Here is a 17077-nt window from a genome sequence, read left to right on the forward strand (position 1 = left end):
TTTCCCGAGCTCAAAAACCCTATTAAACTAACATTCTTATGGGGACAGTCCCCCACGAAATGATGGCTAGAAAAAACAGAGTCTGGTATCCAGGTGCCGCGTATCATCTGATTTGCCGCGGCAACCGCCGGGCGGATCTATTCCTTGATGACAAGGACCGGAATACGTACTTAACTATGTTAGAAGAAACAAGGGAAAAACATGAGTTCTTCCTTCATTCCTACTGTTTAATGAGCAACCACGTTCATTTACTGCTGCAAACAATAAGTGAACCGACTAATTTAATCATGAGTAAACTAAATACCCGTTACGCCATTTATTTTAACAAGCGCTATCAACAGGATGGACATGTTTTTCAAGGAAGATACCATGCAGAAATGATTGATTCCATTGAATATCTGGTCAAGACCAGCCGCTATATCCATCTCAACCCCTTAAGGGCGCATCTTGTGGAGAAGCCCGAAGATTATAAATGGAGCAGCTACCGGGCATTCTTACAAGGCCAGCCAGACAGGTTTGCCACCCCTGACCTCATCTTGCTTTATTTCAACAGTCCTCAAAACTACAGGCTGTACGTAGACAGCCGAACAGAGGATCCAGCGAACAAACCAGCACAGGACAAAGCAAAAACCCGCTAAAATAAAAGAACCCATTTCTTCATTATACTACATTTTAAACGGCAGCCCCATCCCCAAGCATCCTTGGGAAATAGGGGACTGTCCCCATAAGAATTGGTTAGAAAAAGCTGATGCAGCAACGGAAAAGGGGTGTAAGTCTCCTCGGGAAATGGGGGACAGTCCCCACAAATTTTAAAGTTTTTTTATTTTTTATGTTTAGTTTTGTGAAGGGCGGGTAAATAGAGGGAAGGCAGCATTGGACGGACATGATGGCAACTGAGAAAACAGCAAAGGGGAATCGGACAGATTGAAGGCTTTTACTGGATTATGTACTTCTCGTTCTACAGAGATGAAGAAACCTGTACAAAAAAGTTACTCTTCAGGCGAGAAGAGGCTGACTAAAGAATTCTTGGATAAAATGAAACGATTAAATAAATAAAAAATTCCTGAGCTCATGTTGATGCCCAGGAATTTTTTTTGTTTATCGGCTCTATAATATTTGTTGGGGTTGAGGAAAAATTCAGAGGCAAAAAAAAACACGCAAACTTCCATTTCTTTTATACTTGAATTGTCCAGAAACAAGTAAAGGAATGAAGTTGCGTGCATATGAATTTTATCATGAATATCCCGGGTTTAAAAGGGGTGATCCCTACTAGAATCGAAGATGTAGGTGGAGTTATCCGGATTTATGTAGAGGTGGAACGGAAGGTGCACCGGTGTCCTAGTTGTCAAAATAGAACAAGCCGTGTCCACGACTACCGTATTCAAAAAATACATCACTTAAAATGGTTCGAGAGGCAGACCCAAATCTTTTACAAACGAAGACGTTATGCCTGTAGCTGCGGCAAAAGGTTTTCAGAGAAGAATTCGATTGTTCAGCGCTACCAGCGTACTTCAATAGAGTGGAACCAGGCTTCATGATTCGAGCTGTAAAAGGTAAGACATTCAAGGAAACGGGCGAAAACTATGGTGTTTCGGCCACTACGATTGTTCGCCGATTTGATCAAGTAGCTCGCAGCGAGATCCGAACTGTAGAACATTTACCTTCGGTCATTGCCATAGATGAATATAAAGGGGACACAAGGGAAGGAAAGTATCAGCTCATCATTGCGGACGCTGTTACCCGAAAACCGATTGACATTCTCCCTAATCGTTATAAAAAGACGATTAAGCACTATCTGCAAAAATATGGAAGCCAGGTACAGATGGTCGTAATGGATATGAGCCAGTCCTTCAAGGCAGCTGTCCAATCCGCGCTGGGGCGTCCGATCATCATTGCCGACCGGTTTCACTTCTGCCGATATATTCATTGGGCACTTGATGGAGTAAGGAGACGGTGCCAGCAGTCTTTTCACGATTATGATCGGAAGAAATGTAAACGGATGAAGCACGTATTCCATAAATCGAGTACCAAGCTAAATGAAGAGGAACGATGGCATTTAGAGCGTTATTTAGAGATGTCTAAAGAGCTCAGAAGAGCCTATGAATTAAAAGAAGCCTATCAGGCTTGGTTTTCACATGCCAAGGAAAAAGGGACCCACCAAATGGGAGAAGTAAAAGAGGAATTATACGAGTTTTATGAACTGGTAAGAAGATCAGAAATTCCTGAAATGAATAAGGCGATAAAAACCCTGCAAAACTGGCAGCCAGAAATCTTAAATAGCTTTATTTATCCCTATTCCAATGGGTTCTTAGAAGGAATAAATAATTCAACTAAGGTGCTGAAACGGAATGCCTTTGGTTTTAGAAGTTTCGACCGTTTTAGGGCTAAGATTTTATTGACACATCAGTATAAAGGAATTGGAGTTCACATTGGATAGGGTGACAACTCGAGTCGTCACCCCAACATTTGACGGAGAACCTGTTTATCAGCCTTCTTTAATGCCGGTAAAGAAGGGAATTATCCATTTCTTGCCCTCAAATATTTCTTTAATATCAGCTTTCCGCACTTTGCCTGCTTGCAAAGGAGTGAAGAATAGACCTTTGTCTTCTACAACTGCTTCGGGGTCTCGCACGACTACATCTCCAGCCTTCAGCCCGGATTTGACCTCTCGCTTTCCGCCAGAACTGATTCCTGCATCAACCTTTGTCTTACGCACCAATCCATCCCGGCCGAGCACATATACATAGTGCTTTTTCTTTTCTTTAAAAATAGCGCCCTTTGGTACTGTAATCGCACCATTAACCTCTTTGGTGATAATCTGCACGTCCACATGCGAGCCGATCAGCGTAAAAGGCTTTTGGTTTTCAATGGTCGCTGTGTACGTATACTGGCTTTTCTTTTTGACGTGCGGGTCTCTATCGGGAGTGTCAGCAACATCCGCCAGCTCTCCGGAAGATTTGCCGTTTCCTTTTTTGGCTTCCACTTTAACCTTCATGCCTTCTTTTAGGGACTTCCGGGTGTTTTCGGATAAAATTCCCTCTACGGATGTGGAGGAGCTGGAAACCGTAATAAGCGGGTTTTTAAGATCCTGCCGGATTTCCTGCACAGTACCCTCAATTTCACTTTCCACCGTGATTTCCGTTTCGGACGATTGTAAGGAAGAAAGCTGAGTCTCAATGCTGGAAAGCTGAGCCTCTAAGCGCGACTTATCGGATTCCAGCTGATAAAGCTCCTTTTCGATTTCGAAAGCTTTCATATCCTCGTCTGCTGCTTCGGTGTCAGTTAATGTCGTTGAAGCGGAGGTTACCGATGACGATGTGCCGCTTCCAATCGAAGACTTATAGCTTGTCAGGCTTTGGATATGTGTCTCTGTACTGTCAATGGCCCCCTGTACAGCCGTTTTTTCGGCCTCCAGCTGTGAAGCCAATTCAACACTATCCTCAGGAGTGAAAGAGTAGAGAGGGGTACCCGCCTGCACTTTTTCTCCTTCCTCAACCAGAAACTTATTAAAGCTGCCTTTTGCAGGATCATGCTGTACGAACTGCTGCTCTGAGGGAATCACGACACCCTTAGAAGGGAGCGTTTTGGCCAGATTCTCTTTTTTAGCTTCATTCCATGTCTTCACATAAGAAGTACGCTTTACTTTATTATCCTCTTTATATATCAAATACATATTAAGTCCAATAAAAAGGACAAGAACCGCTGCAATCAATGTTTTTAGCCTTTTATTCACCAAGTTCTCCTCCTCTTACAAAAACTTCCCTAGATTGATAGCCAGCAAGACAGCTTGTATGATCCAGAACAAAATGTGGAGAAGAATAAGAATCAGCAGAATGAATCCTGGTTTTTTCTCCGATAGTGAGCGGAACATGTAAAACTGAAAAGCAATAATGGCAATCTGGAAGATGGATATCTGGCCCAGGAAAAATAGCACCGGCTCAAAATCCGTTACATAATGACCGATCACTCCGAATGAAAAAGGAGAGGCAGAAGTTCCTAGTCCTGCAAAAACGGCCAAAAGCATGGAGATGAGCTTGTTCACAAGTCCAATCGACAGAACGATCAGCTGCACAGCCAGGATTTTTTTATAGTCCATATCAAAAAGGACGTGAAAAAATAACCCGAAGAAAAATAGAATAATAACTGCATAAAGTAATCCCGATAGAAGCTGGCCGCTGAGAAAGACTAGTTTGGACGTTTCAAATTCAGATGGTGAGAGTCTAGTGATCTGGCCCGAAATCGATTCGGATCCAATACCCAGAAATCCGCTTAACGTAAATAAAATAGCACTTGCGAGAATGGCAAGAATTACGCGGATCCTTAGTCCGGATAAAGCCTCGGCACTGCTTAATCCATAGCGGAAAATGCTAGGTTCGGCCATTCCTTTTAACACTCTGATACGATATACCATGATGGAAGCCTCCGTAAGATCGGGCACCTTTTGCCCTTAAAATCAATTTTCTTTTAAAGCTGCGATTTTGTTTTTTATGTAATCAATGTGCTCTAAACGATTTTGCAGTTCAAAGATAAGGATGGATCGTTCATAATAATAAATTGCCTTTTCAGCGAGTCTCATTAATTCATAATTATATCCCATATTGTAGTAAATTTCGCCAAGAAGATACATATAATCCTGCTTAATCAGCCATTCAATCGCTTCCTTGCAGCATGCGATTGATTCCTCGAAGAGTTCAGCTTTGTATAAAGCCTTTGATAGATTGAAGTGAAGTCTCGGAATGATAGTCTTGTCTTCCAGGTTCAGACGATTATTAACATATCTTTTTGCCTTTTTGAGAGTTTCAATTGCCTCATCAATTTGATTTTCATCCATATATATAACGCCGATAGACATTATAATGGCGAGCTCATTCTCGGTCCATACATTATCATTGCTATGGCTTAAGGACAGAGCTTCGTGCAGAGTTTTGAGCGCTTTCTCAGGTTTTTTCTCAAGAGTATATTCGTAAACTCCTTTATTCCACAGAAGCAGCTGGAAATTTTCTTTGCTGCTTGTGAAAATGGGATTGTTTATTTCGGATTTTACAATTTCCCTGACATCCTGATAGTTTGTGTTTCTTCGAGCCGCTGCAAGCTGTTTTTTTACCTCTTCCACATAATCCTGCCTCTGGGTTATCCCCTTTTCAAAGAAATAGTTTAAATCAAGGCCGAGCCTCTTGGTAATAAGATAGAGAGTGGGTGCGGAAGGGTAGACCTCGCCCTTTTCAATCTTGCTGATCTGGGCCTGGCTGCAGATGCCGTCACACACTTCCTTCTGGGAAAGACCCAGGTGCATACGTACCTCACGTATTTTCTGTCCGATTAAGGAAAAGTCCATTTTGTACCTCATCTCTTCCTAATATTCATATAATTATATAATAGTAGATAATACGTTAGAAACTACCAAAAAACAGCCCTTTTACTGTTAAAAAGTCTAGTATTTGGCTATTAATAGAATTTTGAGTAAATAAAAAATTATGATTAAATAACAGTACTGACTCGTTATTTCTTCCAAACATAAAGGAAAAGTGAAATTTTACTCTTTCTTCCATGTTAATCTATTCCAGTTTATATGAAAAGTGAGATGGCTGGAAGAACCAAACAGAGTCAAAATCGCCTTTATTGTAGTTAGTATTTGTTCTTCAAACCCTTAGTTTTAGTACTCGACACTTGGGAAACTGGCGAAAACCAGTATCCCGTTGCCCGCAGGCTTCCGTCTGCGGGATTTTTTTGTTTATTTTTACATACCCATCGCCATGATGGGGTTTCCTTCTGACAAAATTTGTGCTCCGAGGTCTCCCCTAGGAGCTGGAAAATAGCTCACCAATACAAAATCCATCATGGTTCCACCTAAATCAACGTATATTTTTCTGACAAACATGCCACTCCTTTAATTGTGAAAGACTACATTATTGGCCATAATAGCTAATAAAAATCCGCGATTTAAGGAAAGCCAGGTGAAAAATTGATTGCCATTGGTTTTGCAAGTTTGTTTTTTATAGTAAGCATTGGTTTTTATAAGATAAATATCCTTCCGATAACTAAGATAATACCTATGTGGCTATCCATAACGATCTTCTCAAGCATAATGAATCAATCCATATTTACAAATCTGCAGCTTATTAAAAAACCAATGTTTAATTGGGAACTGTAAATGGAAGTGCTGCAGTTATTTCTCCTCCATATTTTCACATCAAAAAAAGAGTATTTAAATCAGTTTTATCAGTATTGGTGAGCTCTGTATCCAGTTTCAACAGGCTTAACTAAGGGAACACTGATAGTGAAACGGGGGTGTGGACGGGTGTCTAATTTTACTGAGCGAGGCAATGAGATTCAAGATTTGGTGATTAATGAGTCTTTGGTTCAGCTGGTGTTTCCGTTTACGATTGAGCGGAGATTATCTGAAAATCTTGTGAATGAGCTGATTCGTAAGGAGTATCATTTCTTCAAGATCCAGGATGGAGATATGGAGACTGCATTTTACGGGGATCACCGAGTTTCGCACCGTGCTCTTGAAAAGAACTTCCTCCCAAATATAGAACCGCTGCTTTATCCTCCTTCCTGCGACGTGCGGCATTCATTCCGAAGGTTTTCGAAGGTTTTGAACCTCGATTGCGAAATGATTTCGGAGCATGTTCGGACCACATTTAAGATTCTTTCTATAGATATCGTAATTTGCCCATTCAAAATCGGGATGATCAACCTGCGAGTGGAGCTTCCGAAAGATATGCCAATTTCAGAAGCCCTGGAATTCGTAGATATCATCCGCGTCATGGAGCCGATCCTCGAGCCGGAAATTCAGACAGACATTGTGTACAAGGGAAAAACGTATAAGAAAATGAAGGATTTTATCTTTGAAGAGGTATGTCCGTTCCTAATCGATTATATGGATACGTATCAAGCGGGATCGACCTATTTCGGAAGTCTGCCCTTTTTCATAGATGAACGGATGTATGTGGTAGGCTTCTTTGCTCTTCCGGAAGAGTCCAAAATCACCCCGCAGGATCTCTACCGCTTCGGACATGTAAATGGGTTTGATACAAAAGGGGAGCCATTTATCGGCGCTTCTAATCAGGACTATATTAACCGCTATATTCAAAAGCATACGTACGACAGGTGGGCGGATGAAACCAATTACCTGGTGAGCGAATATATTTTTGCCTGCATATCGTCAGGGAACACAGGGCTGAAAAAGATGCTCGCAAGCCAGATGTATGGCGAATATTACTACGCCTTCCTGCTTTTCTATTATTACAGGATTGCCCTGATGAAACTGACGTATGACCAATCACAGATCAGCATTGAAACAAAGGAAACGGGAATAGAGGACTTGATCGTCAGCATCACGGACTTTTCCTCAAAGTTCTATTATCCGGAGGTAAACAGCCGGGTATCCGGCCGGGAAATTTTCGCAAAGGTAAAAGAAATCTATAACATCGAAGAATTATACAGGCAGGTTAAGTCCACGTTGAACGATCTGTATCAAAACCAGGACAAGCTCACAACCAAACGAAACAACTACCTGCTCCAAATCCTGACGACATACACAGTAATCAGCGGAATATATGGAATGAACCTGGTGATCCAGGACTGGGAAGGCCGCATCAAATGGAGCAAGATCCCTGAGTACACCTTCTTCGAATGGATCTCCTTCTTAGTCGCCATATCCGGGATAGCCATCGGAACCATACTTGCCATGCAGGCACTATGGAATTACCTGGGAGAAAAACGCCGGCGGAAGAGAAAAATTGTATAAATTTTGGGGACTGTCCCCCATTCATTTCCCAAGCAGCAAAAAGAACTGCTATCCCTTGTGAGATAACGGTTTTTCTTTATGGGGAATTGGGGACAGTCCCATATTTCCCGTTATTTTATGGTATTGGGCTTTTTTATTGAAATTACCACAATGGGGTAAGTAACCTTCATGGCTGAGGCTGGAAAGTGGAATTCTTGGGCGAACTCGACTAGCTCCCTGGTTTTCCTTATAGATTAGCCTATTTGTTTCTCCAGCGTTATCGCAAAAGGTTAGAGACCTTTTTACGATCCTGGTTAAAACAACAAAAATAACAGTAGACTCAGTGACACCTTCCCGTTTCAATGGAACCAGGCTTTATACTAAACCTGATTTTTTTTAATCTTTTCAGCTAACTGTTTAAGCTCATTTTCAAGTTTAGTTATTTTCATTTGTTGCTCTTTTCTTTTTTTCTCAAAGCCTTCCTGCATGGAGAAACCATTCAAGGGTGTTTTGAAATCATCAGACATAAAATTCAGCTCCTCTTTAAATTATATTTAGAAACAAACCAGAACGGAACAGATTTAATGGTAGCTGTTTGGAAAATATTTTTTTTGGCAAAAAAGATTTAGACATCCCTCATAATCAGCCTTGCAATTTTATAGAATAAATCATACTACTTTGGGGGGATGACTAATGCCTGCACGAACATGTCCAAAATGTGATGGCGATGGTTATATATCAGTCGCCGGCGGAACTTCAACGATTACTTGTCCACGATGCAAGGGAAATGGTGACGTACACGATTGAAGATTTAGTAAAAGTGAAATAAGGCAGAACTAATATACTTTAGTTATGAGATCCCTGAACAATTCTTGTTGAGGGTTTTTTCTTATTTATAAACATTGCGTAAGGAGGGAGCGGATATTCATTCAATCCTGTTGGTGAAAACTCCTGTTGTAATGTAGTGTTTAAAAAGACAATGATCGATCATTTCCCAAATTATAAAAAAGAACCGCTATCCCTTGAGAGATAACGGTTTTTTTATGGGGAATGAGGGACAGTCCCCTATTTCCCGGGGCTCACTTCACGGGGGATATAGAACTTGCCGCCGCCATAGACGGTGATGCCCGTCTGCTTGATGAGCTTTCCGTTTTGGTAATGGAAGTTTTTGTGCGCTGGATAGGCTAGTTTGACTCCGGGTTTTTCAGCCACGAGCACCGGGTTGGCGGCGTTGCTTTGATCGACCCGCACGCTGTAGCCCTTACCTCTGTAAAAGTCGGCTGCGTGAATAAATTTCTCACTGCCTAAGGAACCCAGATCTACCCCCCAATAGCTAGCAACCATCGGAGCAATGTCAGTATTGTTAATCAAGCCAGTCGGCCGTCCTGGGCCGTATGCATACAGAAACACGTCCTCACCGGTATGGCCATAGGTGGTGAACCCCAGCTTTGCCCGTTTTCCAAGCATCCTTGTCAGTTCTTTCCCAACCTGCAATTCACTGCCGGCACGCTTCAGACGCATCCACTCATCACGCCTGAGGTCATCAAGTCCATACAAGCCGGCCACTTCCCGGAGATTAGATCGATCCTTCCGCAGCAGCCACAGAGCGCCCTCCAAAGAGATTTTAGCTTTTTTCAGAGGGGTGATAAACGTTGACGGGTGGCTGACCGCATAGGTCTTGTCCGTCCGCCTGTTTCCGATTGTCAATCCGCTGTTTCCATGATCAGTGACCGCAATAACCAGTGTTTCGCCATCCTTTTTTGCAAAATCAACCGCCGTCTCCACCGCGGCATCAAAGCTTAGAATCTCGCTGACCATCCCAACTGGATCATTCGAATGGGCGGCCCAGTCGACCTTGCTGCCTTCAACGAATAGGAAGAAACCCTCTCTATCCTTCTTCAAAGAGCTTAGAGCCTTACTGGTCATATCAGCCAGACTCGGCTGCTGTGGAAAATACTCGTTACGGTCAATTTCATTGGCAATAGCGTCAGGAGCAAAGACACCCCACAGTTTTCCAGGGCTCGCCTGCTCCATCACTTTTTTCTTATCCACAAATGCATACCCGCTGTTAAAAATGGTCTTCACCAAATTCTCGCCATCACGACGGCTTTCTGGGAGAAGATACTGCAACCCGCCGCCAAGAACCACATCCAGTCCCTGATACACCTGCTGTTCAGCGATATCCTCCATCACAGACCGATTCGCCACATGTGAAGAAAAGGCCGCCGGCGTCGCATGCTGAATGGGAGAGGTCGCCACAATGCCAGTCGCCTTGCCAGCCTTTTGCGCCGCCTCCAAGATTGATGCTGCCGGTACCAGGCTCTGCTCTGGATTCACAGGTCTGCCTGATTCTCCTGACCCTAAACCAATCCCACCTCTTCTATCAGCAGGAGTCATTCCAATCGAATGAACGACCGATTTCCGCCCAGTGGCCAAAGCAGTTCCAGCCGCTGCCGAATCCGTAATGGCTGAATGATAGCTGTAAGTCCTTGCCCCGCCTGCCAGAATGTCATCCAGGGCTAGCCTGCCGCCCTTATACCAGCGGGCAAGAGTTACAGCATCCGAGTTTGTTCCGTCCATGACCATCATGATGAAGTTTTTGGGTTTCTGTACCGTATTTGTATTTGCAAAAATTGTCCCGGGAAAACAGCTGAGAAATGACAAAGATATAAGAAAAACGACGAACCGCTTCATTTAAAATCATCCTTTTACGTAAAGTCATTGATTACATTTTGTAAAAATAGGTAATTTTATTCGTCCTATCTTAAACATCCGCCCTTATTTTTTTACAAATAGTTACATTGTAAAGTTATATTGGTAAAACATCTTTCAATTACCATTAACTTAATATTATTCCAAATGCTAAACTACTCTTATGGAAAAAATAAGTAAGGTGGCGTATTATGATAAATTTTTTCGGTTGGTTTTCTTGTAAGGTGAAAGGTAAACATAAAGTAGATTACTATACAGGCTGCTGCCTGCATTGCAAGAAACAAATTAGAAGAAGAGCTGACCTATAATAATAGTAAAATAATGACGCCGTCACCTCTGCAAATGGGGGAGACGGTTTTTATATAAGGCGCGAGAATTCCCTAACTTCGTAGTAATTAGGGAAAAGGAGCGTATACTGCAGTTGAGTAACAATAAACTTATTAGTCGTTCACTTTAGAGAAAGTAAGTTTGAAAATTGTTGGGTGTTTGAGTAAAAAGTCGGAATTTGTAGATAAAGCTTTCTAACTTTTTAGTTATTTTTACCAATGGGTAGGGTAGATTACCTATAGTTATATCAGTGAAAAGCAAACCTATTGAAAAGTAGGGACGCAAAACTACAGATCTAAAGCAGATAGATGCCAGGATGGCTGGGTTGCCGCAAAAAAGGAGAAAATAGAATGAGTCAATCGAAAGATGTGGATCACGAGTGGGTCATGTTGCTGCTGGAGGCTAAAAGAATAGGGATATCTCCTGAAGAAGTGCGCAGTTTTATACAAGGCAGTCATTCTTTATTCTTATCATCACTAGAGAACGAAAATTCTATTCAGAAAGAGGCTGTTACTCCTACTTTGTAAAAAACACGATTTCCTGATTTAATGAATGAACTTCATGACTTATACATACATAACCAGAAACCCAGAATAATCGTTGCAAAATAGAGGATAGATTAAGACACCATGAATCTATCCTCTATTCTTTTTATAGGAATCAAGTACAATGTAGGCGGAGCACGCTTCTATATCGCTGTTAATGATACGGTCTGATTCCTGCTGGTAATCTTTCTATAAACGGCTGTATCTATATTTTTATCTGGGATTCAGTTATAATAAAAGGTATTATGACGACATAAAAAACACGCATTAGATATGTGTAAATGTAAAGTGAGGTTATGATCATGACAATATTAGTAACGGGCGGTGCTGGCTATATCGGAAGCCACGCAGCTGTGGAACTTTTAGAAAATGGGTATAACATTGTAGTTTTAGACAATTTATCTAATAGTAATATAGAGGCAATCAATAGAGTAAAGGAACTGACAGGCAAGGATTTTCCTTTTTATACAGATGATCTGTTAGACCGTGAAGCGCTTGATAACATCTTTGAAAAACATAATATTGACGCAGTTATGCACTTTGCGGGACTTAAAGCGGTCGGAGAATCGGTCGAGATTCCTTTGAAGTACTACCATAATAACTTAACAGGTACGATCATTCTTTGTGAGGTAATGGCCAAGCACAATGTGAAGAAGCTCGTGTTCAGTTCTTCCGCAACCGTTTACGGCCTGCCGGAAAGTAATCCTATTGATGAGTCTTTCCCATTATCAGCAACGAACCCATATGGCCGTACTAAGCTGATGATCGAAGAGATCCTGCAGGACTTATTCGTTTCGGACAACAGCTGGAGAATTGCGCTGCTTCGTTACTTCAATCCAGTAGGTGCCCATGAGAGCGGCAGAATCGGCGAACATCCGAATGGAATTCCAAATAACCTGACTCCTTACATCACACAGGTAGCGGTTGGCAAACGCGAAAAGCTATCTGTGTTCGGGAATGATTATGATACAGCGGATGGTACGGGTGTGCGTGATTATATTCATGTAACGGATTTGGTAAAAGGACACCTAAAGGCTCTGGAATATCTAGAGAAAAACGAAGGTGTAGAGACCTTTAACCTTGGAACCGGTACAGGCTACAGTGTACTTGATCTGGTTAATGCGTTCAAAGACGTAACCAACCGTGAAATTCCTTACGAAGTGGTGGGACGCCGTGCTGGTGATATCGGAACCTGCTATGCTAATCCGGAAAAGGCAGAAAAAGTACTAGGATGGCGCGCTGAGAAGACGCTGACAGATATGTGCCGGGATTCTTGGAAATGGCAGTCGGACAATCCAAATGGATATGAGTCCTAATATATAGTAGAAACCAGCCCTATTCTAAAAGGATAGGGCTTTTATAATGCTTCTTGTCCCATAACTAAGGAGAGGCTTAAATCATCAGGAAATATGCGGTAAATAGCTAGTTTTTTAGAAGCAGGCACCCGCAATTTCCCCTCCGTTCGAGGTTTTCTGCTATATCGGCTAAATCTATATTTTTCTGACTGATTCGGTTATAATTACATAAGTGTCTACACAACTGCAGCATGATCCTACAAAAACTGACACGACTTTTTCATAATAAAACTAGAAGAGTTTTTATATAAAGGGGAAGTTGTTATGACAATATTGGTTACGGGGGGCGCTGGCTACATTGGGAGCCACGCAGTTGTAGAGCTATTAGAAAATGGATATGATGTAGTCGTTTTAGATAATTTAGCAAACAGCCAAATGAAATCCATTCATCGGGTGAAAGAAATCACCGGCAAGGAGTTCCAGTTCCATTCATGCGACTTATTAGATCGCGCTGGTCTGGAAAACCTATTTAAGATGTATGATTTTGAAGCGGTCATTCACCTGGCAGGGCTTAAAGCGGTCGGAGAATCCGTAAGCATTCCGTTGAAATATTACCATTCAAACTTAACAGGGACCATCAATCTGTGTGAAGTTATGGCTAAACACAATGTGAAAAAGTTAGTTTTTAGTTCATCAGCAACGGTTTACGGTCTCCAGGAAAGGAATCCTATCGATGAGACTTTTCCACTTTCCGCGACAAACCCATACGGGCAGACTAAGCTGATGCTGGAGCAGATATTACAAGACTTGTATGTGTCAAATAACTCCTGGCATATTGCTATGCTGAGATACTTCAATCCAATCGGAGCCCATAAGAGCGGAAGAATCGGTGAAAACCCAAATGGGATCCCAAATAATCTGATGCCGTATATCACTCAGGTTGCAATTGGGAAAAGAGATAAGCTTTCTGTATTTGGGGATGATTATGAAACCCACGATGGCACGGGTGTACGGGATTATATTCATATTACCGACCTGGCAAAAGGCCACGTAAAGGCGCTTCAGTATGTGGAGAAAAATGCCGGAGTCGAAGCGTTTAATCTTGGAACCGGTACTGGTTACAGTGTACTGGATTTAGTGAAAACGTTCAGCAAGGTTAATAATCTGACAATCCCTTACGAAGTAATAGACCGTCGTCCCGGCGATATTGCAGTCAGCTATGCAAGTCCTGCCAAAGCAGAGAAGATGCTTGAGTGGAGGGCAGAGCAGGACCTGGCTGAAATGTGCAGGGATTCCTGGAGATGGCAGTCAAATAATCCGGATGGATATGCTGGATGAACAGTGATTATGCAAGTGGTTGTTAATTAAAGGAGAATACGTATGTTTGATATATATAAGGAAATGTGGGATCGCCGGAAGATGATCCATGCATTATCCTTACATGAGATAAAAAAAGAATACGCCGGCACGGTACTGGGCTCTATTTGGGGCCTGGTGACGCCTCTTTTGAGAATTGCGGTGTACTGGTTTGTATTTAGTATAGGCAATAGGGTGGCAGAACCTGTCGGAGGGGCCCCTTATACGGCATGGCTGGCAATCGGCATGGTGGCCTGGTTCTTATTGAATGACGGCTTCAAGCTTTCCCAGAAATCGTTCAGGAGCAAAAGAAGCATCATAAAGAATACGCCGTTTCCAATAGCTATTCTGCCTGCGGTGCAGATTATGTTTTCATTTTATACACATCTTATATTATTGGTCGTGATTCTGATCACGCTTGCTGTCGCCCTGCAAACCGTCTCGGTGTACTGGCTGCAGGTTATTTACTATGATTTTGCAGCGGTTATGCTGCTGCTCGCCCTTGGGTCTGTGACAGCCCCGCTTGTTGCGATCAGTAAGGACTTCGGGCGCTTTTTGGATACGGTGCTGATCTTTTTATTTTGGATGACACCGATATTATGGTCCGTGGAAAATGCAGGTCGGTTTGCAAACGTAGTTAAATTAAATCCGTTCCATTACATTGTTCAGGGCTATCGAGATTCTATTCTGTATCATTCCGGCTTTTGGGAACACCCTCTCTACACCCTATACTTTTGGGTCGTAGTGCTTGTGTTATTCATTCTGGGGAATTACTTGTTCAAACGGATGAAACCTATATTCCTGGATATCATGTAATCTTTAACTCGCGAAAGGCTGATTTAGATGGATGTAGCAGTTAGCGTAAAACATATTACGAAAAAATATAAACTATACGACGATAAATGGGGTCCTATTAAAGAGGTTGTTACAAAAAAACCGCTCCATAGGGAGTTCTTGGCGCTGAACGACGTTTCTCTTGATTTTCCAAAAGGAGAAGCGATCGGTGTCCTCGGGACAAATGGTTCGGGAAAATCCACTCTTCTCAAGATTATCACGGGTATTGCTGATCCTACTTCAGGTACTGTGGATGTGAACGGTGCCCTCGTATTCCTGGATGTGAGTTCAGGGATTGATCCAGAAATGAGCGGTTATGACAACATCTTTATGAAGGGTGTTTTATTAGGCTACTCTAAAGAGGAAATGATGGAGAAGGTGGATGACATCATCGAATTCTCGGAACTTGGCGATTTTATTAACCAGCCTGTTAAAAACTATTCTTCCGGGATGAGAGCGAAGCTGGGCTTTGCGATTTCTGTTAATGTTAATCCGGATATCCTTATTGTTGATGAAGCACTGGCTGTCGGGGACTCCATGTTCCGTGCGAAGTGTATGAATAAAATGAATGAGTTCAAGGAACAAGGAAAGACGATCATCTTTGTCAGTCACGACAAAAATGCCGTTGAATCCTTCTGTTCTAGAGCTGCCTGGATTAATAAAGGTGAGCTAATAACGTATGGTGACTCGAAGCAGGTCGCTTCTATTTACAATGAATTCATGAGCGGCAAAAAAAAGCTCGAAGAAATTCGTTCTGAATTGGAATTCAGCCACAGTATTGAAAAAGTTCAGTATGAGGTAACGGATGAGGGGCTGGCCATGACATTAGAAGGCTATCTTTATGGAAGAAATGGAGTTCAATCTTTTGAATTTATGTTAAAGGACAGCCGTACTGGTGAAACTATCTCAAAAGAAATCCGGCCAATACCGTACAGAGGACAGTCTTCACTTCCGAATGAAGTACAGGAAAAAGCAGGATTTTCTCTTACCTTTAGTGAAAAAGAGTTCCCGTCCTTCTTTAAACCGGGAAGCTATACATTCGGTGTCCGTTATACGCAGGCTGACGTTCAATCACAATTTTCGTTATGGGCTGGAAATGTCGAACTAGACGGTGAAGAAGACGCGAGAGGCCGCTTTATTTATAAGGTACGGGTTAATAAAAATCAATTGAACATGACAGTTGAAAATGCAGACAAACTGCAGCAGCAGATGAATAAAATATGGTTTAAAGACAGCTCTCTTCATATGGAAGGCGTAGCTTTTGTGAGAGGATATGAAGTGCCCGCTCCAGAAACAGCGACTGTCCAATTACATTTGATAAACCTCGGGACCTTTGAAGAAAGAATCTACCCTGCAGCTGTTGAATGGACAGACGAAATTACAGAGAATCCCTCTTTCAATCCACAGGGGAAAAACTACAATTACTCTCAATTTTCCGCAGTGATTCAGTTAGCTGACCTTGAAAATGGCGAGTATGAATACCGGTTGACATACAAAATGAATTCTCAGCCCCATCATGAATTAAACACACTGGTATGGGCTTCTAAAAGTAAAGAGTACCCTGCAGAGCCTCATGTAATGGGGAACCGTGCTGCGGTTGTTCATACAGAAACAAAATATCTCCGTATGGAAATAAAGGCTCTTTTCTAAAAAATGTTATTTTTTAATAAGTTCTGTGAACCTATTCTATTGTTAAACAGGTTGATTGGAACGTAAGGTGCGAGACTCTTTGATCCAGCTGCAAGCTGAGACCCTCGAGTCATAAGCCAATCCGTCTATGGGGAGAAAAGCACACCCCACAGCCTGCTCGTCTTATGCTTGGCTGACGCATAAGTGCGACTAAGCTTCTGTCTTCACTGTCGTTCGCCAATCAGCAAGTCTTCTTTATCGGGTCTCTGCCTGCTACTTTGTTTCCCATTTTATATCTATTGGGATTAACACCAAGCTTTAATATTTATATGGTGGGCAGGCACCGCTTTCCGCTTTTCTGGGCGGGAGCAGCGGGACAGGTGAGACCCCACAGGCGAAGCCGAGGAGGCTCAGCGCCCGCCCCGCGGAAAGCGAGCATCCTGAAGTGGAAATCACCCCCCCTTGTGCAATAACAACAAAGTTTACGAAAACAGCCGTATTAAAAGACGTTTAATCGCGTTTTTTACTCTGTTTTGTGAAAAACAGCATGAACGAGAAAGCGACAAACTAATGAAAAAGTTCGATTTGTGATTTGCCAGGAAAATCGGGGTATATTAAGCAGAGAATGAAGTGGATCAAGATTTTCC

At 42.3% G+C, this 17077-nt stretch carries 13 protein-coding genes, 1 pseudogene and 1 riboswitch; of the genes and pseudogenes, 9 read left to right on the forward strand and 5 right to left on the reverse strand.

All coding sequences use genetic code 11. The features are described 5' to 3' along the window. The first annotated feature begins 59 nt into the window (after positions 1-59). Both CUU66_RS00815 and CUU66_RS00820 read left to right on the forward strand, forming a co-directional pair. A complete protein-coding gene (locus tag CUU66_RS00815) occupies positions 60-638 on the forward strand; it encodes an REP-associated tyrosine transposase (RefSeq protein ID WP_257967861.1) in 579 nt (192 codons plus the stop codon). Positions 639-1223: 585 nt separating this feature from the next. Next, positions 1224-2437: pseudogene (locus tag CUU66_RS00820) on the forward strand (ISL3 family transposase). 48 nt (positions 2438-2485) lie between these two features. Here the strand turns inward: CUU66_RS00820 and CUU66_RS00825 are convergent. The 3 genes from CUU66_RS00825 to CUU66_RS00835 are packed head-to-tail and all read right to left on the reverse strand — an operon-like array spanning position 2486 to position 5335. Next, positions 2486-3733 (reverse strand): efflux RND transporter periplasmic adaptor subunit, encoded by a 1248-nt coding sequence (locus CUU66_RS00825; RefSeq protein WP_101639787.1) that lies wholly within the window; start codon positions 3731-3733, stop codon positions 2486-2488. Positions 3734-3748: 15 nt separating this feature from the next. Beyond that, positions 3749-4411: a hypothetical protein gene (locus CUU66_RS00830; protein ID WP_101639788.1), complete on the reverse strand. Its 663-nt coding sequence runs from the start codon at positions 4409-4411 to the stop codon at positions 3749-3751. Positions 4412-4453: 42 nt separating this feature from the next. Then, positions 4454-5335 (reverse strand): helix-turn-helix domain-containing protein, encoded by an 882-nt coding sequence (locus tag CUU66_RS00835; protein WP_180955099.1) that lies wholly within the window; start codon positions 5333-5335, stop codon positions 4454-4456. Positions 5336-6298: 963 nt separating this feature from the next. Here CUU66_RS00835 and CUU66_RS00840 point away from each other — a divergent pair. Next, entirely contained in the window at positions 6299-7753 is a 1455-nt protein-coding gene (locus CUU66_RS00840) for a hypothetical protein (protein WP_101639790.1), read from the forward strand. A gap of 359 nt (positions 7754-8112) precedes the next feature. Here the strand turns inward: CUU66_RS00840 and CUU66_RS23855 are convergent, their stop codons facing one another. After that, positions 8113-8259: a hypothetical protein gene (locus tag CUU66_RS23855; protein ID WP_180955100.1), complete on the reverse strand. Its 147-nt coding sequence runs from the start codon at positions 8257-8259 to the stop codon at positions 8113-8115. Between the two features lie 166 nt (positions 8260-8425). Here CUU66_RS23855 and CUU66_RS23860 point away from each other — a divergent pair, with 166 nt between their 5' ends. Then, on the forward strand, positions 8426-8539 hold the full coding sequence (locus CUU66_RS23860) for a YuiA family protein (protein ID WP_180955101.1): 114 nt from the start codon (positions 8426-8428) through the stop codon (positions 8537-8539). Between the two features lie 258 nt (positions 8540-8797). On the opposite strand, the gene CUU66_RS00845 is transcribed toward CUU66_RS23860, so the two are convergent. Further along, on the reverse strand, positions 8798-10426 hold the full coding sequence (locus CUU66_RS00845) for an alkaline phosphatase (protein WP_101639791.1): 1629 nt from the start codon (positions 10424-10426) through the stop codon (positions 8798-8800). 591 nt (positions 10427-11017) lie between these two features. Continuing rightward, positions 11018-11104, forward strand: a riboswitch (cyclic di-GMP riboswitch). A 17-nt stretch (positions 11105-11121) separates the two neighbouring features. Here CUU66_RS00845 and CUU66_RS00850 point away from each other — a divergent pair. The 5 genes from CUU66_RS00850 to CUU66_RS00870 all read left to right on the forward strand — a co-directional run bounded on the left by CUU66_RS00850 (position 11122) and on the right by CUU66_RS00870 (position 16451). Then, positions 11122-11298 carry an anti-repressor SinI family protein gene (locus CUU66_RS00850; RefSeq protein ID WP_101639792.1) on the forward strand — a complete coding sequence of 59 codons (177 nt, stop codon included), beginning with the start codon at positions 11122-11124 and terminating at the stop codon, positions 11296-11298. A gap of 320 nt (positions 11299-11618) precedes the next feature. Further along, a complete protein-coding gene (galE, locus tag CUU66_RS00855; RefSeq protein ID WP_101639793.1) occupies positions 11619-12632 on the forward strand; it encodes a UDP-glucose 4-epimerase GalE in 1014 nt (337 codons plus the stop codon). A gap of 303 nt (positions 12633-12935) precedes the next feature. Next, the gene (gene galE / locus CUU66_RS00860; protein ID WP_101639794.1) at positions 12936-13949 is read left to right on the forward strand and encodes a UDP-glucose 4-epimerase GalE; all 1014 of its coding nucleotides are present in this window, start codon (positions 12936-12938) and stop codon (positions 13947-13949) included. Positions 13950-13991: 42 nt separating this feature from the next. Further along, complete coding sequence (locus CUU66_RS00865) at positions 13992-14783, forward strand: ABC transporter permease (protein WP_101639795.1); 792 nt, start codon at positions 13992-13994, stop codon at positions 14781-14783. Between the two features lie 27 nt (positions 14784-14810). Then, the gene (locus CUU66_RS00870) at positions 14811-16451 is read left to right on the forward strand and encodes an ABC transporter ATP-binding protein (protein WP_101639796.1); all 1641 of its coding nucleotides are present in this window, start codon (positions 14811-14813) and stop codon (positions 16449-16451) included. The last annotated feature ends 626 nt before the right edge of the window (positions 16452-17077 follow it).

Source organism: Peribacillus deserti, assembly GCF_002863585.1.
In the GTDB taxonomy this organism is placed as follows: domain Bacteria; phylum Bacillota; class Bacilli; order Bacillales; family DSM-1321; genus Paraperibacillus; species Paraperibacillus deserti_A.